At 53.0% G+C, this 21,034-nt stretch carries 10 protein-coding genes; 9 read left to right on the top strand and 1 reads right to left on the bottom strand.

Annotation, left to right across the window (positions count from 1 at the left end):
• Positions 1 to 8: 8 nt before the first annotated feature.
• Entirely contained in the window at positions 9 to 1,772 is a 1,764-nt protein-coding gene (locus IFT99_RS16600; protein ID WP_192133607.1) for a type I secretion system permease/ATPase, read from the bottom strand.
• 967 nt (positions 1,773 to 2,739) lie between these two features.
• Between IFT99_RS16600 and IFT99_RS16595 the strand changes: the two genes are divergently transcribed.
• From IFT99_RS16595 to IFT99_RS16555, 9 genes are all read left to right on the top strand, one after another.
• A complete protein-coding gene (locus IFT99_RS16595; protein WP_192133657.1) occupies positions 2,740 to 3,561 on the top strand; it encodes a hypothetical protein in 822 nt (273 codons plus the stop codon).
• A 19-nt stretch (positions 3,562 to 3,580) separates the two neighbouring features.
• Positions 3,581 to 5,026, top strand: coding sequence for a DUF4214 domain-containing protein (locus IFT99_RS16590; RefSeq protein WP_192133605.1), 1,446 nt, complete (start codon positions 3,581 to 3,583; stop codon positions 5,024 to 5,026).
• Positions 5,027 to 5,175: 149 nt separating this feature from the next.
• Positions 5,176 to 7,644 (top strand): glycosyltransferase family 2 protein, encoded by a 2,469-nt coding sequence (locus IFT99_RS16585; RefSeq protein ID WP_192133603.1) that lies wholly within the window; start codon positions 5,176 to 5,178, stop codon positions 7,642 to 7,644.
• Positions 7,644 to 10,034: a glycosyltransferase family 2 protein gene (locus tag IFT99_RS16580; RefSeq protein ID WP_192133601.1), complete on the top strand. Its 2,391-nt coding sequence runs from the start codon at positions 7,644 to 7,646 to the stop codon at positions 10,032 to 10,034. The genes IFT99_RS16585 and IFT99_RS16580 overlap by 1 nt, the downstream gene beginning before the upstream one ends.
• A gap of 79 nt (positions 10,035 to 10,113) precedes the next feature.
• Entirely contained in the window at positions 10,114 to 11,970 is a 1,857-nt protein-coding gene (locus IFT99_RS16575) for a hypothetical protein (RefSeq protein WP_192133599.1), read from the top strand.
• A 71-nt stretch (positions 11,971 to 12,041) separates the two neighbouring features.
• A complete protein-coding gene (locus IFT99_RS16570; protein ID WP_192133597.1) occupies positions 12,042 to 16,670 on the top strand; it encodes a glycosyltransferase in 4,629 nt (1,542 codons plus the stop codon).
• Positions 16,670 to 17,644, top strand: coding sequence for a UDP-glucose 4-epimerase GalE (galE, locus tag IFT99_RS16565; RefSeq protein WP_192133595.1), 975 nt, complete (start codon positions 16,670 to 16,672; stop codon positions 17,642 to 17,644). The genes IFT99_RS16570 and galE overlap by 1 nt, the downstream gene beginning before the upstream one ends.
• 70 nt (positions 17,645 to 17,714) lie before the next feature.
• Entirely contained in the window at positions 17,715 to 18,938 is a 1,224-nt protein-coding gene (locus tag IFT99_RS16560; RefSeq protein WP_192133594.1) for a hypothetical protein, read from the top strand.
• A gap of 515 nt (positions 18,939 to 19,453) precedes the next feature.
• Positions 19,454 to 20,896 (top strand): mannose-1-phosphate guanylyltransferase/mannose-6-phosphate isomerase, encoded by a 1,443-nt coding sequence (locus IFT99_RS16555; protein WP_192133592.1) that lies wholly within the window; start codon positions 19,454 to 19,456, stop codon positions 20,894 to 20,896.
• Positions 20,897 to 21,034 lie beyond the last annotated feature (138 nt).

Genomic DNA, 21,034 nt, shown 5'->3' with positions numbered 1-21,034 from the left:
CGTTCCTTTCAGGCGCTGGGCTGAATAGCGCCGGTCGCAGCAGGGGCGACACGAGGCGGGGTTTGACCCTGTGCCTGGGCTTGAGCTTTGGCCTGTTGCTGAGCCAGTTCGGCGATCACTTGGTCACGGGGGCCGTACATCGTCATCGTGCCGCTGTTCAAGACCATGATGCGGTCCAGTCGCGAGAGGACATTGGGACGGTGCGAAATAATGAACACCGTCGCCCCGGTCTCTTTCATCTTCTGCAGTGCCACGCCCAATGCACGCTCACCGACCTCATCGAGGTTGGAATTGGGCTCATCCAGCACGATCAACCGAGGGTTGCCATACACCGCACGCGCCAGACCAATGCGCTGGCGCTGCCCACCGGACAGGTTGACGCCTTCGCTTCCAATGACCGTGTCGTAACCGTCCGGCAATTGCAGAATCATTTCATGGACACCGGCGATGCGGGCTGCCAGTACCGTCTTCTCGGGGTCGACCTTGGTGAAGCGAGCGATGTTATCGCTGATGCTGCCTTCAAAGAGTTCGATGTCCTGAGGGAGGTAACCCAAATGCGGGCCGAGCTTCTGTTTGTCCCACGTACTGATGTCAGCACCGTCTAGCCTCACGACGCCGTGCTGAGGCGGCCAGATACCGAGCAACGCACGCGCCAGCGTCGACTTGCCTGCCGCACTTGGCCCGACGATACCGACGATGCTGCCAGCGGGAGTCACGAAACTGATGTTTCTGATCACCGCCGCTTTGGCACCGGGTGGCGCTACAACGAGGTTCTCGACCTGCAAATGCCCTTCAGGGTCCGGCAGGGACATGCGATCAGGCTCAGCGTTGAGTTTGTCCAGCGTGTCATTCAGCCGCTGGTACTGCAAACGGGCAGCGACGAAGCCTTTCCAGCTGCCGATCATCAAATCGATAGGCGCAAGTGCGCGGCCCAGCAAGAGGGAGCCGGCCATCATCAAGCCGGGATTTATATCGTGGGTGACCACCAGGTAAGCGCCGGCCGCCAGCATCATCGACTGCGCCCAGGCCCGAAACGTTTTGGAAATGGATGTGATGACGCCGCTCTTGTCGCTGGCACCGGACTGCAGGACCAATACGCGGCGCTGCCGCGTTGCCCAACGACCCATCAGGGTGTCCAGCATGCCCATCGACTCGATGACTTCGGCGTTGCGCAAGCTTTTGGTGGTCTGCAGGTTGGCGGTGAGGCTTTGTTTATTGGCTTCGGTGAGCGCCGAGCCGGTATAGCGGTGATTGAGGTAAGCCAACAACACCAGTACAACGGCCGCGATGACGGTCATCCATCCGAACCACGGGTGAAACATGAACATCACAGCGGTGTACGCCGGGAGCCAAGGCGCGTCGAAGAACGCGAACAGCCCGTTGCCCGTCAAAAACTGCCGCAGGGAAGTGAGGTCATTCAACGACTGTGCCGACGCATCCATGCCGCCGCTGCTCAATGCTTTCTTGAAGCTCGCTCGGTAGACATCACGGCTCAGCAGCACATCCAGACGGTTACTAATGCGTACCATGATGCGCGAACGAACCCACTCGAGAGAGCCCAGGGTGATCATCAGAACAGTGAGAATAAGGGTGAGCATGATCAGGGTGGAGGTGCTGCTGCTGGGCACTACCCGGCCCGAAATCTGGATCATGTAGAACGTGGGGACCAGCATCAACGTGTTGACGAAAAAACTGAAAAACCCGACTGAGAGGAAGCTTCCGCGACACGCCTTGAGGGCCGCCTGCAGGTTATTTTCGTGTGAGCGACTCATAGAATCCATTACTGATGAGAAAGGGCTGCGAAGCCCGGGAGTGTACCAGCGACTACCCAGCTAGGCAGCATTCAAAGAGCCATCAGCCGCCGAGGCATCGAGCTTTTGAGATTAAGTTTTCTTAATGTTGCAACGCTGGACAATAAAGGCATTTGGATGCACTCCAAAAAAATCTAATAAGTTCGTCATGTCGATATCCAATCGGATGAAGCATCACTGATCATGCCAGCAATGTTGCAGGCATTGTGTACGCCACGCCACTACCGTTGCTCGTTTTAAAACGAACCCATGACCTTAAACCAGTGGCATTAATAGCGTTGACAGCGATCCCTCCCCGCTGCAGCCGATCATCAGTGCTCAGCACGTCAGACAGGCGAACCTGACGGCGACTCAGGGAAAGGGGCTAATCCACACCTCATTGACGCAGCCGGGTAACCAGAGAACACGCTGAAACAGGTGCGGCGATAGCCTTAAACGCCCGAGCTAGAGCCGCAGAATATCTGAAGGTATCGCATCTTTGGGATTTCATGGCTGCCTACCATCCCCGGCACATCGGCTAAATCCAGTGCCCTAACACCTCTTGCTCCACCCTTTCGGTGTCAAGCCCTGCTGAAGACGCGCCCAATCAGATTCCAGTGCGGTCAATGCCCACGACAATAGGAACGCTTCTGACCAACGGTAACCACAATCGAGTGAATCCATATCACTATGCCTACGGCGAATTCGTACTGATGGGGCGGAAAATTCCTACTGTTTGAATTGACATTTCTGAGGGATCGATTAACCTCGCCCTCGGCAGATGCCACCAGTGCGCCACTAAGTTGTGCAGTACGATTACAGCGTTGATGGATCAATTAATCGCTATCAATTGCTGATAACTCGGGATAAGAAGGAAGCTTATTGAGTGCAGTCGCAAACATTAGATGGCCTGAAAATTACTTCCCGCGTGACGCTCCTTGAGCCCGGGATGTACATCTTTCGTTATGCCTCCCAGCCCATCGCCGAGCGAAGCGTCTGCATCGCGTTGCAACAGGCCCCTCTGGGCAAAGGTGTCATCGATTTTTTCCCTGCCGAAGGCGTCTCCAAGAACATGCTCACCCGACTGGGCGACTGCATTATCGGTCGTGTCAAAGGTGGCGTTTCAACTGTTCTGATCACCGAATATTATCTGGCTGATGTCGAAATCGACCCCGTGGACCTGCGTATAGACCGCATCGACACGTCGTCGGCGATCATGCGCAACTTCATGCCCGCTACCCCAGCACCAGAAGCCGTAGCTTTTTCCGCGACTGCGCCAGTGCGCGCGGTTCTCAAGCTGACTGGTCACTTTGAATCCAAAGGCGATGTCTCAGTGGGAGACGAATGCCTGGGAGATGAGCGAGGCGCAACGCGGCTGGAAGGTTTTTCTGTCCATTGGGACAACAAACCGACCGGGGTTGACCTTGCTTACACCAGCACTATTGCCGGAGCAGGCCCAAGCCAGAAAGTTCTTACCGGTAGTTTCACCGGAGCTCGCAACAAAAGCGCAGCACTCGTCGCCGTGGGTTTTGGCTTGACGGGTCCGGATCGCGCACTCTACGAATTGACGGGCTATGTGGTTTTTGCCGGCGCAGCGCCGCAAGCCATCGTTGCCGAACAAATGCTTTTTGGACCGAGCGGCAGTGAGCCGCTGGTCGCACTACAGCTTTCAATTACTCCCAAAACCGAGATCAACGCTCTCCGCCATAAGTCTCTCAGGGAAAAACCTGCGATTACGCAGACAGATAGCAACATAGGCCAACTGGCCTGAAACATCAGGAATATGACTCATGGCACTGCAATATGATGCTCCTACCACTGGCGCTGATTTCAAAGACGCTATCGCTGGCAACCCAGACATCTCGGCTGCTACCGCTGCTGCCATCACCTCGCTGCTGGGTCTGGACAACGCCGGTTCGTCCGTAGTTCTGGCTGGCTGGGATGGCGTTGGCGCTATCACTGCTCCAGAAGGTCAGGCTGTTGACGTTCTGGCAATCAAAACCACTGGCGCTGCCGGCACCAACACTACTCTGGTTCTGCCAGCAGACGTGGCCGACGCTAAAGTGATCATTATCGACAGCGAAAGCAACGTCAGCCTGACTGTTACTGAGCAAGCTGCTCCAGCCGCAGAAGCTCGTCTGTTCGCAGTTGAAGCAGTTGCTGCAACAGAGCTGGTCATCAACGGCGGCAATGGTAGCGACAAGCTGACCTACGTTGGCACTGCCAACGTAACTCTGGATGGCGGCACTGGTAACGACGTTCTGATCACTGGCAGCGGCGACGACGTCGTCACCGGCGGCGCGGGCAACGACCACATCGAAACTGGCGCTGGCAACGACATCATCAACACTGGCGAAGGCAACGACGTCATTCTGGCTGGCGCAGGCCGTGACGTGATCAACGTCTCGGGTGCGAGCACCGACTTCACCGTTGACGTCACCGGCAGCTTCCTGAATCTGACCAGTGCTAACGCCGGCAGCAACAACGTTACTATTCAGGGCGGCGAGTTCGTCACCTTCACCGATGACCACACCCTGGCAATCGTTGAAACTGACGCTGAAGCAGCTGCTCTGCGCCTGTTCGATGGCCTGTTGGGCCGTGATGTTGATAACGCCAGTGCCGAGTTCTACAGCACTGCTGTTCAGAACGGCGCTTCGCTGAGCACCATCGCTACCAGCTTCCTGGCTTCCGCCGAGTACAAAGGTACTGTCAACGACGGTTTCCTGGACCAGACCTACACAACGCTGCTGGGTCGCGTTGATGGCGCTGATGATGCTGCTCAAACCTACTGGCAGGATCAGTTGGCTTCGGGCAAAACTCAAGCCGAAGTGGCAGCTGCAATCAGCACCTCCGCTGAAGCTCAAGCTCACGCGCAGTCGAACGACGACTTCATCTCGTCGCTGTACTCCACTGCTCTGGGCCGTGCTGCAGACGCTGCTGACACCAGCTACTGGGTTGGCACTCTGATCGGCGGCAGCACTCGTGCTGACGTTGCAACCTCGATCTACTCTTCTGCTGAAGCGTCTCACCACGCCAACGCCGAGTTCATCGACTCGCTGTACAACAACGCACTGGGCCGTGCCAACGTTCCAGACACCGACGCTGGCAAGGCTGCTTGGATTGCCGCTGTCGACCAAGGCGCTGTGACTCAGGCTGACGCTGTTATCGGCATCGTCGGTTCGCCAGAAGGCGTTGATCACAACTCCAACGTTGTAGTGGTACACGGCGCAGTCTAAACACTCGCACCGTTGCAACTTTGAATACCCTCAGCCGCAAGGCTGGGGGTATTCGGAAAAAAGGGGCACCTTTGGGCGCCCCTCTTTATTTTTATGCGAACCCCCCCATGGCACACTCAGAACACACCGACCTTGAGCGTGGAACGCTCATGGAGCAATTTCACCATGCACGCCAGATTGGCGAACATGGGAGTGCCATGTTTTTAATTGATAAAGCGCTCCAGACCCCCGAGTACCGACCCGAAGCCCTGATCTGGAAGGGCATCGAGGCCCTGCAACAGCAACGCTTGCACCATGCCTTCCTGTTCCTCGGCTCCGCTGCTCAGGCACTGCCGGGCCGCGCCGATGTGCGGGCGCTCGCCGGTCGCAGCGCCCTGGCACTTCAACAGCCAGAACTCGCGACTCGCTTGTTGGCCTCTGCATGGCAACAGATGCCTACGGACCCTGGCCTGCGAATCATGTTGTGGCACGCCCGCAGTCAAAGCATGCCACCTGCCAGACTGCGTCGATTGATCTTCACGCACCTACCTGAGATAGACGACGCTGCCGAACTGGGGCTGGTGCTGAAGATGCTGGCCGCTCAGCCCGACGCACCGGCCGAAGTCGGCGTTGCGCGCTTCGACCCGCAGAGCAATGAGATCACCGGGTGGGCGGTGAGCCTGAGATCCCCTGCCTCGGTTGTTTCCATTCAGATCGAATCCGGGGGGCAGCGCATCACACACTTCGCTGACCTGCCGCACCCGCTGCTCTCTAAAGCAGGCATTTGTGAAGCACACGGAGGTCTGCGCGTTAGAGTGGCCGATCCTGCACCAACGCTGCACGTCCGATGCACCGACGGCACGCCCCTTATTGGCAGTCCACTTTCCAACCTCCCGCCTTTCAATCCCTCTTCGCCAGTGGGCAAAAAAACCAGTCGCCTGGAGCCGGTCGATATCCTCGTCCCGGTGTACGACGGTTACGAAGAAACTCTGGAATGCATCAACAGCGTGTTGCGCAACCGAAGCCTGAATCGGACCGCGCATCGCCTGATCGTGCTCGACGATGCGACTCCGAATGCGGAGCTACGCACAGCCCTGCAAAGGCTGGCCGATGATGGCCAGATACAACATATCCAACATGCTTCCAATCTGGGCTTCATTCGCAACGTCAACCGTGGAATGGCACTGCACACCGAGCGCGATGTGGTCTGGCTCAATGCCGACACCCGCGTGCACGGCGACTGGCTGGATCGCCTACGCGCTGTTGCGTACAGCGACAAGGACATCGCCTCAGTCACGCCTTTCACCAATAACGGTGAACTGATGAGTTTTCCGGTCAGCCGCGTCAGCCATAGCATGCCCACCGCCGAACAACAGGCCGAGCTCGACCAACTGGCGCAGACTGCCAATGCGGCCGCCATGGAGATCGAAACAGGTTGCGGGTTTTGCCTCTATATAAAGCGCGATGCGATTACCGAGGTGGGTTACCTTGATGAGGTACACCTGCTGCGCGGCTATGGCGAAGAAACAGACTGGTGCTTGCGTGCACGCTCACTTGGATGGCGCCACATGGGAGCACCCAATGTGTTTGTGGCCCACCAGGGAGGCATTTCCTTTGGTGAAGAGAAGTCGATGCGCGTCGCGCACAACAACGCCATCCTCAAACGTCGCTATCCGAACGCATCCGACCGTTACCAGGCATTCTGCCTGCGCGACCCGATCAAACCTGCGCGCCAGGCGCTGCAGCGCGCACGTATCAACCACCTTTCAGCGCACTTGGCGGCAGCGGCAGCCGAAAAAGTGCCGGCCCTGAAGAGCCTGCACATCCACGGCGCCGACGTTGACGAATCCTTGAGCCTGACGTGGCGTCATCAGGCGTCCCACACCATGGCGACAGTGCGCGCAAAATGGGCGCCTCTGGACTTGGCCCTTGAATACCGGCTCCCGGAAGATGCAGACCAACTGGTCACCGACCTCCGCGGCCTGCCACTGGAAGACCTCGTATACCGCCAGCTGACAGGCTGCCCTGCAGAACTGCTGACACTCGCGGCACGGCTCGATAAGCCATACCGCATCCGCTGCAGCGATGACGAACTGCTGGCACAGCGCGCCGATCGTGGGTGGAGAGAATTTGCGCGGCAGGCACAGAGTGTGAGTCTGCCTTGGCAAGCCCTCCGCCAGCGCTATGCTGCGGCACTGCCAAATGCACGAATTGTGATCGACAAAAATGCGAGGGCGGTACGTGCAAAAGGGCAAGCACCGCACACACTGCTGATCGCCGATGACCTGCGCGATGCGGAAATCGCGGGGCGATGGATCGACTTCGCCAGATCCGTGACTCGGGATAACCTTCCCGTGGTGCTGCTAGCCGACGGCGACCACCCGTGGTTGAAAACCCTGATCGCCACTGGCGCAGTTCATGCATTGCCTGAAGTGCAAGGCCTGGACAAGATCGACTGCCTGTCGCTGACGGGTTGCGATGCAGCATTGAGCCTCAATGCCGCGCCCGGTGCAGGCTGGCACGCACCGGACCTTGCCTCAACCCTAGGACTGCCGCTGTATGCGATGACCAGCGCAGTCGCCAAAGAGGCTGGCGCGCTGCCGATGAACCACCTTCCTTTTTCACTGAGCCGGGCGTGATGTCAGAAGACGTGCTAACGAAACCAACTGCCACTTGCCAAGCCAGTCAATCGTCCACAATGCGCGGCGCAGTTACTGGCCTCTATGGCGATGTCCTGCAAGGCTGGGCGCTGGACGATGCGCAGCCGGAACAGCGCCTGGTCGTCGAAGCGATGATCGATGGCGCGTGCGTAGCTTTAACCCGCGCGGATCAGTTTCAACCGAACGCCGAGATCGGTGACCATTTTCATGGCTTTGCCGTGCAACTGCGGCAGAGTTGGCTGGAGGGCGCGAAACACATCAGCGCTCGGATTGCGAACCAGGACTTTTGCCTCGCTGGCGATCTGCAACTGCCGACGCGCCCCAGTAAAGACCCGGCCCCCGTGGCCTCGCGAGTCTGGCACAGCGGCGGACTGCGCCTGAACGGATGGTCCTGGGACCCCGATGCGCCTTCGCGCCATGTTGATGTGGTCGTTCGTGAGGGCGATCGAGTCGTGGGTCGTGCATCCTGCGACATCCATCACCATGCGCTCGCTGAGCGACCGACCAGCGACCACGGCTTCAATCTCGACCTTCCGTGGGAACTGGCAGATGGTGAGGTCCATATCCTCCACGTTGAAAATGACCTTGGCCATCCTCTTTCAGGCAGCCCGATCAGAATGTGCTGCTGGCCCGAGGGTATTGAAGGGTTGCTGCGTCAGCATGACGATCACGGCCCTGACGAACAGACCATGGCGCTGCTCACCCAGATCGCAAGGGAGCAATCACTCCACCTACCGAAAAGTGCCGGCTTCCATCATTACCCGCAGTGGTTCGAGGTCTTTCAGCACACGCCTCCACGGAATGCGAGCCCCCTGAAAACCAAGATCGGTGTACTGCTGATCAGTGACGGCGACATGACGCTGGAGGGTCTCAGCCTTGCGAGTTTGCGCGCGCACAGCGCTGCGCCTCTAAAAGTCGCAAGGACGTCGGTGGATAACCTGCTGCCAGAAGTCAGAGACCTGCTGGAAACGGGTTGCGACTGCATCGTTCCCATCCGGGCAGGTGATCACTTCGCGCCTCGCGCATTGGACCATCTGGTCGGCCTGCTCGACGAAGGCGTTGCATGGGGTTACGCCGACTGCGACCGCGACGGCCCGCAAGGCGAACGCACCCTCCCCTGGCTCAAACCCGTGTGGGACGTAGACCTGTTCGTTGGCGCAGATATCTTTACCCCCGGCGCTATCTTTAGCGCAGACATCGTGCAGGCGGCGCTTTCACTGCTGGCGCCAGCCAACGAATTGCACTCGCTGAACTGGGATTTCCTCATCGCAGGCATCGTACTTGCCACCGAGCGGCTCCAAGCCAGCGTGGTCCACCTGCCGCAGGTCGTCTATCACCGACACCACCAGTGCTCGGCCAGCCCTGAACTGGCGTGGCCGTCGATGGACCGTCATCAGGCGATCGGTTGGCTGTGCCAGAGCATGACACCGGGCACAACGGTCAGCGCGCTGCCGAACTACCCGGCATTGCTGCGCGCTCGCTGGCCCCTGCCGCTGACGCTACCTCGCATCAGTCTCATCGTGCCGACGCGCGACCAGGTGGGACTGTTGCGAACGTGCATCGAAGGCCTGCTCAACAACACTGATTACCCGCAACTGGAAATCATCGTTGTCGACAATCAGTCCAGCGACCCTGAAGCCCTGGAATACCTGCGTTACCTGCCAACCCAAGGCGTGAAAGTGCTTCCGCACCCGTTCCCTTTCAACTACTCGGCGATCAACAACCGCGCGGTGGAACAGGCGAGCGGGGAAATCATTGGCTTGGTCAACAACGATATCGAGATCATCGAAGCGGGCTGGTTGAAGGAAATGCTCAGCCAGCTGCTGCGCGAGAACGTCGGCGCAGTGGGTGCAAAGTTGCTGTGGCCCAACCGGATGGTGCAGCACGGCGGCGTTGTCGTCGGCATCAATGGCTTGGCTGCCCATGCAGGCAATAATCTTGAAGAAAACGACGCGGGCTACCTGGCGACCAACCAGCTCACTCGGCGCCAAAGCGCTGTGACCGCGGCTTGCTTGTTGATGCGCAAGTCGGTCTATGAAGACCTCGACGGGCTCGAAGAAAAAGCATTCCCGGTGGCGTTCAATGATGTGGACCTGTGTTTGCGTATACAGCAGTCAGGGCTGAATCTGGTCTGGACGGCCTTTGCGAAGTTGATTCACGCAGAGTCCGCAAGTCGTGGGAAGGATCAGACCCCGGAGAAGCGAGCACGGGCCCATCGCGAGCAGCAGGGGTTTATCGAGAAATGGTCACTGCACGGACAGGTCGATCCTTATTATCATCCGGCGCTGAGTCATGATTATCTAAGCGGGGCTTATGGTGGCCTGGCCTTGCCAGCAAAAGATCTCAAAGCTCGAAAACCAGCTCGTTGAGCACCTTGTACTAAACCGATTTTTGACCTACTTGGCATCTTGTTTTTCAACAAGCTGCGACATAATGAGCAAATGATTGATGAAGAGTAAAAGCACAGTAAAAAAGGCTCAAAAGGCAGAAGTCATTAAAAACTTTTGTATCGTGGGAAACTGTGCCGGGAGGACAGCTTGGTTTGCTGAGCTACTTCACTCCAAAGCTACGCCATTGGGACAGCTCACTGACGTCACCTCAGATTTCGAGCATCTGCAGGATTTTGGTGCCAACGCCCACGGGTCAGATGCCAAGACAGATCTAGAACTTATATTCAAACGCAATAATGCGACTTTTGAGGCTTGGTACTGGCAACCCAAGATGATCGAGGAAGTAGTTAAGTCCTGGGAAGACTTGGGTAAACACACTCAGTTTGTCCTAGTTTACACTTCACCTGTGGAAACATTGAATGCCGTGACATCAGGCTCTGGGCAACTGATAGTCGATGTGGAGGGTACTCTTAAGAAATGGCGTCAGGATACTGAACAGTTGATGTTGTTATCTCAACGAATCCCGGACCGCTGTCTGATTGTCAGCGCGGATACGCCGCAAGCGATCCGAGCAGGCCTTGAAAATCTGAAAAACAAGCTGAAGCTTGTCTTCGAGCATTCTGTTCCATCTGAAAATCCTGTGTCGAATGAGGTGTCTAACAAGTTTGAAAGCTATATAGCCAATGAGTCCAGAATTGCACAGCTGCACAGTCAACTTTACCAAAGCGTGCTTCTGAATACCTCACCCTTAGGCTTGGATATGGTCGGAGTTGGGCATAATGATCGTGCAGCGAAGTCAGTAGACGACGAAGGATGCCCGTCGAAGGGAAGTTATGGCGACGACTACTCAGGCATCGGGGATGAATTGCTAGATTTACAAGAAGAGAATCGAGAGCTGACGCAAAAGCTACATATGATCCAGGAAGAACTTGAACAAAAGCTGGTATCAAATAAAGAATATCTTTCATTAATAATTGCCCAGCGTCTAGCCTTGGAAAAGGTATACAGTGCCTTCCCTGATTACTGGAATGTTGAAGCGATATCCACCAGCATATTGAAAGAGAGTGAGCCCAACAGCGTTGTCGAAATACGCCTCACTAATGCCGAAGTGAACTATAAGATAGTTGAAGGTATTACAATCAGGGTCTCGCTCAACCCAGATATGCCCAGCATTAGCGTTAAGCCGACTACTTTAGACTGGCTTAGCTGCATGAAGAACTCCGCGACTGAGTGGCTGACAATAGAGCCGCGTCAAGGCGCGCTTTACCAAGGGCCGAACGCAGTCATCAGTCGTTTGGGCCCAACGGATTGGTCGGCACTTTTAGAGCTGCTAAAAAAGCTAAAGTCTTATGTCAACTCAGGTGCGAACAAGCACCAATTTCCAACTAAGTTATCTCAGATCAGAAAAGCACTAAGCGCTCTCTACGAGACTCTAAACGCATGGCCTATGGTGCCTAGATACGACAAAATCACTCTAAAGGATACCCTTCAGCAGGGAGACTATCGCAGCTTGGGCATCTCAATATCCAACTTAACTATTGGCACATCCAGCTGGGACAGGCTGTCTTATCGCCTGGCGACGCTAGACGACTCAGGGGTTACTTTTGGCACTAATCCCCGATTGGAATTCCCACAGGACTCGAAATCGGCACTGCAAAATTGGTTTGCAGAGACAGAGGACGCCAGAGGTCAGCGTTTGGAGTTGCGATTCGCAAAACCTGATGCGATGGATTTACAAGTGTGGAGCGCGCTGGCGGAAAACGACAAATTATTAATCGCGGGACTCATCAGCAGTCTCGGAAACCAGTTAAGTGATCTCGAGCACTCTAATGAGCTGGTTAAAACGGATTGGAACGAGTGGCAAATGTTGGCGAATTCTATCAAACAAATTGCCGCAAAGAAAATAACCGCCTGATAGGCCAACACCATGAATTCCAAAATGATTTATGTGCTCAATAAAGAACTTTTAATGCTGGTGCTGATTAAATGACAAGCGAATATATGACTTCCACCCTATCACAGGCGAACGCAGCTTTCCGAAACGGCGAATACGCGCGTGCGGTCTCATATTATGAGAAAGCTGTACAGGAAAATCCTGAGCTCGCTGAAGTCATTGACATCAATATCAGGATGGGACGTAAGCATTGGCTACGCAGCAACGACCCAGAAGGCACAGCGCTGTCAATATTCACCACCGGCCCTGAACAAGGTAGAACGGAAGAGCGCGCGGCCAACGATATTGGACCTCATTACACCTCCGAGGATCATGAATTGATCGCGCTGAGCGGTCTTTTCAGCCATAACTATTACTACGAAAACTATGAGGATGTAGCGGCATCAGGCGCAGACCCAATAGAACATTACTGTCAACACGGCTGGAAAGAGCACAGGAATCCTAATAAAGAATTTAACACACATTATTATTTAGGAACCAACGCGGACGTTGCACAAGCTGGAGTGAATCCATTTGCTCACTGGGTGCAATACGGGCAATTCGAGCTAAGAAAAATAAAAAAAGTAGAAGTCGATCCTTTATATGACCCTGGCGCTCATCAGCCGACAGTTATTTTTTTGAGCCATGAAGCATCTCAGACAGGCGCACCAGCGGTTTTGTTGTCTCTAATGCGTTGGGTGAAAAAAAATACTAGTATTAAATTTTCGATCATTATTGGTTCCCAAGGGGTCTGGAACAAGCGATTTGAGGAAATCGCCCCTTGCTTTTATTTAGACCACGCACACAAGAATGGCTTGACCGCAGAACTTCGGGACTTTTGCGGCAGCAACGTTCAGTCAATCTATGTCAACACAATCGCATCCGGCTCTTATGCAGAACATTTGAAATATCTAGGGGCTGAATTCATTACTCACGTTCACGAGATGGAGAACGTGTTTGAAGTTTTTGAAGCTCAATTCCTGTCCTTATCGAAAATATGCAATAAATACATTGCGGTTTCCCCAGGATCAGTGGAGTCACTTAGAAAAAGGAATGTAGACGAACGTGAGATTTCTTTTCTAAAGCCCTTCATTGAGCCTTTCGATTTCTATCGTTCAAAAAGGCATCTCAAAAGCAAAAAAACAATAATATTCGGCTGCGGCGCTGTGGAGAAAAGGAAGGGGTTTGATCTATTTTGTGAGACAGCACTGATCTTACTCCGGCGGGGTGTATCTGACTTCAAGATGATTTGGATCGGATCTGCCAGTGGTAAAGACCTTAATCCTGAAAGCGAAATTGAAAGCCGTCATTTAGCAGGTTTCGTGGAGTGGGTTGGGCCAAAAGAAAACCCGCGAGAATATTTTGCATCAGGCGATATTTTCCTACTTACTTCTCGGGAAGATCCTTACCCATTGGTATGCATGGAGGCTGCTGAAGCGGGTATGCCGATTGTGTGCTTTGGTAGCGAAGCAGGCGGGATGCATACCTTTGTAGAAGATGATGCTGGGATCGTCGTTAAATACCTAGATGTCGGAGACATGGCGTCCAGCGTGCTCGAATTAATCAAGGATATTGACAAAAGGTTGTCAATGGCCGAGCGCGCTCGAACAAAGGTTTCTGAACGTCATTATGTAGATAGCGTCGCGCCAAAGATCCTCGAACTTCTACCTGATGGAATCTACCATTCGGACTCGGATTACGAAGCTTTCATCAAAAAAATCGACGAATGCCGAGTCGTATCGTTCGACATATTTGATACGCTGGTAACAAGGCAGTTCCGTGATCCAGAAGTAATTTTTGACCTGATAGAATATCAGCTTACGGAACACGAGCCAGCAGCGCTGCCCTTACTAAAAGAGCGCATGGATACCGCAGGGATGGTACTGGGGCGCCATCTGGGGGAGAAGGATGATGTATCCATCGACTCTATTTACGAGCATATGTCCTTTTTCAACAATTCCGCCATCGAAAAGTCTGTCGAGCTCAGCGTCTGCGTTCCCCATTCCCTCGGAAAGAAACTGTACGACTACGCCAGAACGAAGGGAAGAACAATATACATCGCAAGTGACATGTACTTGGACCAACATACAATAGAAGCTATTTTACGGAACTGCGGCTATTCCCATTGGGACCATTTACTCCTGTCATCGACGCTAGGTAAGAAGAAAGAAACCGGCAAACTTTTCAAGTCGCTAATTGATATCGCTGGCAGGTCAAACTATTCCCCAGCGGACATTTTCCATATCGGGGATAACTGGGAAGGTGATGTCCGCCAACCTAAGCTAGCAGGGTTTGACACAAAGAGGTTTTCGCCTATCGGAGAGCACTCCCGGAAAATCTTCAGACTGTCTCTCGATCAAAAAAAGAAGCTCTCTCAAAAGGGGAGAATCTGGGATAGCTACTGTGAACAGCAGAGCGATCTTTGGCACAAGGAAGCGCCAGGCATTTCATGCGACTTTTATACTCAGATCGGGTTCGAGATAACAGGGCCTTTGGCGGCCATGATGGCGATGTACGTAAGGTCGCAAGCTCAGGATGCAGGCATACACAAAATTGTATTCATGGCTCGAGATGGCCGAATCATAAAAAAAGCGTTCGACATACTTTACAAAGATCAGCTAGCGTCGGATGAAATCTCATCGTGCTATATGCATCTTTCTCGTGCGACGGTTATTCCCGCAACTTTTCAAAACCCACTATCATCCAACGACATAGCATTTATTCTTGATGGGCTCCATCTACAAGAAAAAGACGTCTCGTATTTTCTGAAAAAATCAGGACTCAACCCGCAAGATAGTGGAGTCAGAGCAATACTTCTGGATAGTTTTCAATCCGAAGATTACGTGCCTGGATGGCAGGATTACCATAGCCTAAGCCGTTTACTTACTCAGCTTTCAGGCCGCATCCACTCTGCAAACGTAAAAAATCGTGAAAACCTTGAATTATACCTTTCAGAAAATGGCATTCTGAACGAAAAATCCGTGCTGTTCGTAGATGTCGGGTGGCTATTAAATATTCAATCTCGGCTGGAATACTTCCTCGGAAAACTAGCCTCGAAAACAAACGTCAGGGGATGCTATGTTGGTTCTCGCGAAAGGGTGAGCAAGGGTGTAGTTCACTCTGGATTCTTGTTCGAACAGGGAGACCCTTATGTTTATGCTGACTTCATAGAAGCAAATACCACTCTTTTTGAAATTCTTTTTTCTGCGCCAGAACCATCGGCCAGGGGAATACTAACAAACCCGGTTTCGGGTAGAGCCAATATATCATTCAAAAAGATTCCAAATCCTCTCTCGAATGAATTCGTCGTTGCCCAGAAAATTCATTTAGGGGCGGAGGCTTTCTTCGAAAGATTTGGCAAAGCTCGGTCCTCGTTCTTCCCTGAAATAATCTCTAGAGATTACTTTTTTCAACTTTTTCAATCCCTTGCACAATCAGAGAACTTGGTTGCCAAGGCTGCCCTGGGTAATTTCGAAGTTTCGCTCGGGGGGGATCATGAGTTTACAGTCAAACAGGAATTAATTAAAAATGATGACCCACATACAAGCTATTGCCTGAAGGAAAAAGCTGACTACTTCGACCCTGTCCATTTCAAAATTCCACTAAAAACCTGTAATGCTCTGATCTTTAGCTCGGCAGGCCTAGATAACGGGTCAACCCGTTACAGATCGATCCACCTGGCTGAATCCCTTGGGAGTATTGGAGTAGAGTGCACCGTTGCGCACGTCGCCTTGGATATCGGCGACGCGGCGCCATTGATAGATCGAGCTGATGTCATTGTCTTTCAGCGATGCTTTATGGAGCAAGGGAACGTTGCCGAGTTTTTTAAATATGCTCGAATGAATGGCAAACGGTGCGTCGGAGAAATTGATGACTTAGTGTTCCCTAAGTTTGTAGCTACGATTGGTTCAGTGACAGGCGGCGAGTGGAATATCGATGAAGCAATGTTCGTTGCCAGTGCGTACGAAAACTTCATTAAGCTAATGGACGGATGCATTGTTTCTACCCCACTGCTAAGATCCCACATAGCATCGGAATATAAAATCCCTTGCGAAGTCTACCGCAACAAGGTTAAACCATTCACTTCAACCGATGCTGTCCTCGCACCAGATTCTTTCAAACTCATCTACGCATCTGGAACGTTTTCTCATAAGGAAGACTTCGACATTATCGAAGAGACGCTGTTTAATTTTTGCCTGAAAAATGCAGACTGCAAGCTTTCAGTACTCGGTGCGGCACAAGTTTCTGAACGATTGCTTGCACTCGCGAACGTATCAAGTTACCCCATATTAGATTATAACGGGATGCTAGGATTTATCTCCAAACATGACTTGCTGCTTGTCCCACTTGTCGACAACGTGTTCAACCGCGCAAAATCAAATGTGAAATTTATCGAAGCGGGTTCGGTAGGAGTTCCTGTTCTGGCATCGGAGGTAGGCGAGTTCAAGCTAAGCATCAAGCATAAGACTAATGGCTTCCTTGCGAAAAATCCGCGAGACTGGGCCGCAATTCTTGAGCAGCTTCGGCTGCAGCCCACACGCTTAAAGTCTGCGGGCACTCAGGCCCAGTTGACAGTTTTGAAACGCTACACCACTGCTCAATGTGAATTGAAAACTAAGTTCCTGTGCGGCAATTTAAAGCAACAAACCACTAAGACCACGCTTTCACGGGTTGAAATCTGATGCAAGTACTGATTGTAGGTGGGGCGGGGTATATCGGCTCCCACATGGTGCATACCCTTATACGATCCGGATACGAGGCTATCGTACTGGACGACCTCAGCGGGGGCCATGCAGATGCTGTAATAGGCGCTAAACTCTTCGTCGGGTGCTGTTCAGATAAAGCATTGCTTGAGCAATTATTTAAAGACCACGACTTCTGTGCCGTCATGCATTTTGCGTCATTCATTCAAGTTGGGGAGTCTTCAATAGATCCGGCAAAATACTATGCTAATAACTTCTGCAAAACGGCCAACTTGCTCAATACGATGATATCAGCAGGGGTTAGTAACTTTGTATTTTCGTCAACTGCGGCGGTTTATGGAAATCCCATATCCGCCATCATCCAAGAAGATCACCCGAAACATCCCATTAACCCTTACGGGCGCAGCAAATGGATGGTAGAGCAGTTACTTGAGGACTACGATACTGCCTACCAGTTCAGGTCAGTGTCGTTGCGTTATTTTAACGCTTCTGGCTGTGCACCCGACACTGGATTAGGGGAGCGCCATGACCCAGAAACTCACCTGATTCCGCTGGTCCTGCAAACCGCGTCGGGTAGAAAGAAAGCAATCTCTATCTTTGGTGACGACTACGAAACGCCAGACGGCACCTGTGTTCGAGATTACATTCACGTGCTAGATATATGCAGCGCTCATCTGCTGGCAATGCAATATCTGCTCGACGGTGGAAAAAGCGACCAATTCAACTTGGGAAATGGCTCGGGCTTTTCCGTAAAGCAGGTGATAAACAGCGCCAGGGAGCTAACGGGGCGCGAGATCCCCGTAGTCACCCTGGCGCGTAGGTTGGGTGATCCGGCGCGTTTGGTCGCTGACGCTTCTAAAGCCTCACAAATATTACGATGGCAGCCCGGCAGATCTGATCTGAACACGATTATTTCTGACGCTTGGAGCTGGGAAGTTGATCACTGCTGGTAATTGAAAATTCAGCCCGAGAGGATTGGTGTTAAGATTCTGACAGTAATGATATCTGATAACGGAGAGTTCCATGATAACTGGCTGGATAGAGAGAAATGAAGGCAGCATATTTTTTGGCTGGTTTTCCTGCAGCGACGAGTTGCTTGTAAAGCACAAAGCCCTTCATATTTACTTTTCCGGCGAGCTAAGATGGATTAAAAAAATAATCATTAAACCAGCTGACAGGCCGGACTTAGCAACATACGCCAATGCCTTTCTGTTCGAGTTCGATCTGAGCACGGAAGATTTTCATCAGGGGGCCTCTACCTGTTCAATAAATTTTAAGCTTTCGTGTTCAGATGTCAGCTACCCGCTCTTGGTAACTCCTCATTTAGTGTCGCAGTCTGTTGCGGTTGCGGATAGCCTTAAAGAGGGACTCTCGTTTGGCCGAATCTCGTCTGACGGCGCCGCTATTATAGGTGCAGGAGGTAAGATTTTTCTTAGAGAAGGCACTAACAATGTTGAAGGACTTTACAATGGCGAAACCTTTATCGACAGCAGAGGGTGGTTGCAAATCTTTCAGTCAAGACACGCCCGCTCTATCAGCAGCGGCTATGACTATATCCAAATTATCATCCCTGAAAAATCCTCCGTAATGTATTGGAATGCTCCATTCCATGCAACAAAGGGATCTCAAGGCTTACAATCAATAGTGGATGGCGTACAAAATCTACCGGATATTCGTAGAAGCCTAATTTATAGCGCCGACTATATTCCGGATGAAGTCCACGCTGAATCTACTTTCAGGGCATTTGATACTCATATGTCGACGTATGGCAGCAAGCTTCTAATAGATGCTTTGCTCGACCGCCTAGCACCTCAATCCTACTCTGTATATCGGTTGGGGCCTGTTATGCACGGCGATGCTCCTGGTGATCTTGGCATTCGATTTTCCGAAGATGGTTACATCGTCGAACGCCCTCCACTGTACGAGAGTTTGCTGGATCAAAACGGCGACATTCTGACACCTGAGGCAATAGACGAGTTTGACCCATCAGAAGGCAATATTGGACTACGACGCATCTGGCGATGCAGTAATGCACCCATCCAGAAACGTGTCATTTGCTTCGGGGGGTCTTCGTTTGAGCGTGGAGAGGTCTCAACCACTCTTTCTTGGTGGTGCTCACGGCTTTTCGCTGAATTCCATTTCTATTGGGGGCCAGATTGTCTATCTGAGATTGTAGATAGCCTATCGCCAGATATCGTTATATGCCAAACAATTGAAAGGTTTCTGACTGTAGTGCCTAGACAATAAACTAAAGTAGTCCGACATATAGGCTGGAAACTTCTCATTGACGTTGACCAGCCCCTTCGCGGGGCATCTTCATATGTGATAAGCGCTATTCTGATTGTTCCTTTAAGGCTCCATTGCTTCGGATGTAAGGTTCGACCATGTTTGTATCGGGCAAGGTTCATCACGTGTTGCTGCAGCGTTTGCCTGAGGCCCGCGCTCAGCACCCCAAATCACTTTATTAGCGAACACCTGCCATTCCGGGCAACCTTCTGCTTTCCATGACCAACCTGCCCTTCGTGAGCGAACAACGCGTTTCCCTCGGCGAACCAAATCTGCGTACCGTTGCATTGGCAGCTTAGAGTGCGAACCGTTCTCTGGTACCCTTGCGCGCACGAACATCCCGGATTCCAGATAGGTCGCTCTCCCTGGCATGGTTTTCACCCTTGGCATGCCTACCTGCCATAGCGCAAAGCGGAGATGTCCAGTCTCTCCGCCTTATCATCAGTTAGCTGTCAGTTTGCATGAGGTTTACCAAGATGGATTTGATACCCGTAATTTTGTCAGGCGGCGTCGGCAGCCGGTTGTGGCCCGTTTCTCGCGAGGCCCATCCCAAGCCGTTCATGATGCTGCCAGACGGTCAGAACCTGATTCAGAAAACCTTCCTGCGCGCTTCTGCGCTGGCGGGTGTCTCCCAAGTCCTGACAGTGACCAACCGCGATCTGCTCTTCAAGACCGAGGATGAGTATCGCGCTGTAAACAAAAAAGGCCTGGCTCAAGCCTTCATTCTTGAGCCTTTCGGGCGTAACACCGCTGCAGCGGTCGCGATGGCCGCGCTGCAGATCAAGGAATTGCAAGGTCCAGACGCTCACATGCTGGTCTTGGCCGCCGATCACCTGATTCAAGACGAGAAAGCCTTTGCTGCCGCGGTTGATAACGCTGTGCGGCTTTCCGAAAAAGGCTGGCTCGTTACGTTTGGCATCCAGCCGCAGTACCCGGAAACAGGCTTTGGGTATATCGAGGCCGGTGAATCCACGGGTCAAGAGGGCGGCTTGAAGGTCGCGCGGTTCGTCGAGAAGCCCGATCTCAAGACCGCTGAATCCTACGTGGCGGCTGGTAACTATTACTGGAACTCGGGCATGTTCTGCTTCCAGGTCGGCACCGTGCTGGAAGAGTTCGCCACCCATGCCCCCGACGTGCTTGAAGCCGCTGCGGCGTCGATCGCATGCTCCCGTCTGACCGAAGGCACTGATTACCAATGCCTGTCGCTCGACGCCGACTCCTTCGCCAAGGTACCGGACATCTCCATCGACTATGCCTTGATGGAGCGCTCCAACAAGGTTGCCACTGTTCCCTGTGACATTGGCTGGAGTGACATCGGTTCGTGGAACGCTGTGAGCGAACTGACCGCTCAGGACGATGACGGCAACCGGTTCGAAGGCGAAGTGCTGTCCCATGGCTCACGTAACAACTATGTGAACAGCGAAGAGCGACTGACGGCACTGGTGGGTGTCGAGGATCTGCTGATCATTGATACGGCTGACGCACTGATGATTGCGCACAAGAATCACGCGCAGGACGTCAAACATATCGTCACGCAGCTGAAAAGCTCAGGGCACACGCTTCACCAGTTGCACCAGACCGTCCACCGCCCGTGGGGGACATACACCACGCTGGAAAACGGTGAGCGCTTCAAGATCAAGCGCATCGTGGTCAAGCCTAAAGCGTCGCTGTCGTTGCAGATGCACCATCACCGCAGTGAACACTGGATTGTCGTCAGCGGTATGGCCGTTGTGGTCAACGATGATCAAGAGCTCATGCTCAATACCAACGAGTCGACCTTTATTCGTGCTGGTCACACGCACCGACTGACCAATCCGGGTGTCATAGACCTGGTGTTGATCGAGGTGCAGAGCGGCGACTATCTGGGCGAAGACGATATCGTGCGTTTCGAGGATGTCTACGGCCGCGCTGGTCAGTAAATCATCACCCTCCGCGAACGTTATGAACAAGGCGCCCGGCGATTGCCGGGCGCTCTGGCATGCGCTCGACCTCCGCGACACCTGCCTTTCTGCCAGGGGCGATCCCTCAAGACGGGATTACCAGTATTCCCACATTGC

This window comes from Pseudomonas sp. CFBP 8772, assembly GCF_014841665.1.
In the GTDB taxonomy this organism is placed as follows: Bacteria; Pseudomonadota; Gammaproteobacteria; order Pseudomonadales; family Pseudomonadaceae; genus Aquipseudomonas; species Aquipseudomonas graminis_B.
This window is presented reverse-complemented; position numbering and strand designations above follow the sequence as displayed.

What these genes read in the sequence shown, in the direction of transcription:
- IFT99_RS16585 (WP_192133603.1), top strand. Translation starts at nt 5,176, where the DNA reads ATGGAGCAATTTCACCATGCACGCCAGATTGGCGAACATGGGAGTGCC.
- IFT99_RS16580 (WP_192133601.1), top strand. Translation starts at nt 7,644, where the DNA reads ATGTCAGAAGACGTGCTAACGAAACCAACTGCCACTTGCCAAGCCAGT.
- IFT99_RS16600 (WP_192133607.1), bottom strand. Translation starts at nt 1,772, where the DNA reads ATGAGTCGCTCACACGAAAATAACCTGCAGGCGGCCCTCAAGGCGTGT.
- galE (WP_192133595.1), top strand. Translation starts at nt 16,670, where the DNA reads ATGCAAGTACTGATTGTAGGTGGGGCGGGGTATATCGGCTCCCACATG.
- IFT99_RS16595 (WP_192133657.1), top strand. Translation starts at nt 2,740, where the DNA reads ATGTACATCTTTCGTTATGCCTCCCAGCCCATCGCCGAGCGAAGCGTC.
- IFT99_RS16560 (WP_192133594.1), top strand. Translation starts at nt 17,715, where the DNA reads ATGATAACTGGCTGGATAGAGAGAAATGAAGGCAGCATATTTTTTGGC.
- IFT99_RS16590 (WP_192133605.1), top strand. Translation starts at nt 3,581, where the DNA reads ATGGCACTGCAATATGATGCTCCTACCACTGGCGCTGATTTCAAAGAC.
- IFT99_RS16570 (WP_192133597.1), top strand. Translation starts at nt 12,042, where the DNA reads ATGACAAGCGAATATATGACTTCCACCCTATCACAGGCGAACGCAGCT.
- IFT99_RS16575 (WP_192133599.1), top strand. Translation starts at nt 10,114, where the DNA reads ATGAAGAGTAAAAGCACAGTAAAAAAGGCTCAAAAGGCAGAAGTCATT.
- IFT99_RS16555 (WP_192133592.1), top strand. Translation starts at nt 19,454, where the DNA reads ATGGATTTGATACCCGTAATTTTGTCAGGCGGCGTCGGCAGCCGGTTG.